Below are 647 nucleotides of genomic sequence, written 5' to 3' on the forward strand. Positions count from 1 at the left end.
ATGGTCAGTGCCGAGGTCATTCAGCACTTTACCCATTATCACCCAGATACGACATTCGATGTATCAAAGACCTGTGATGCACTCATTGGCAACCTTGATCAACCCTTGCCGCATACCACCGAATCGCTGCTCGCTTATACCCTGCCTCAAGTATTAGAAGAAGGGGAACTGTTGTCGGTACTGCTGAGGCTAGCACCGCATGAGACCACTGACCGAATGCTGGCGTACATGCGTGCACGAGGTAAAGGCAACCCACAAACGTATCTGGCTGACTACGATTGGCAAGCGGCACAAAAGAGCATCAATAGTGAACTCGACGCGCTGCTTAACAAGCTGAAAAGTCGGTTAACCTTCTTACGTGATGAAGCCAGCAAACTGCAATACGCGTACCTGTCTGAGGATGTGTTCGATAAGCACATCGATACGTTAAGCTCGTACATGAAGCTACTACCCGACCTCATTTCTGGTGTGTTCAATAAAATGCAAACCAAAGCCAGCGAGCTTCTGGCGAGCACAGATAACGTAAAGGTCATCAAAGCGGCAGACGACTTACACTCGATTGAGAGTGAATCGATTGAAGCCGTTGTTAACACCACCAAAACCATCGACACGGTGGAGCCATTCATGAACGAAGTGGCTGGTGTGAT

The 647-nt window shown here is 48.8% G+C and carries 1 pseudogene; it reads left to right on the plus strand.

The features are described from left to right. Positions 1 to 647: pseudogene (locus KIO97_RS21365) on the plus strand (hypothetical protein); the annotation flags it as partial.

This window comes from Vibrio sp. B181a (assembly GCF_030248375.1).
Lineage (GTDB): Bacteria > Pseudomonadota > Gammaproteobacteria > Enterobacterales > Vibrionaceae > Vibrio > Vibrio campbellii.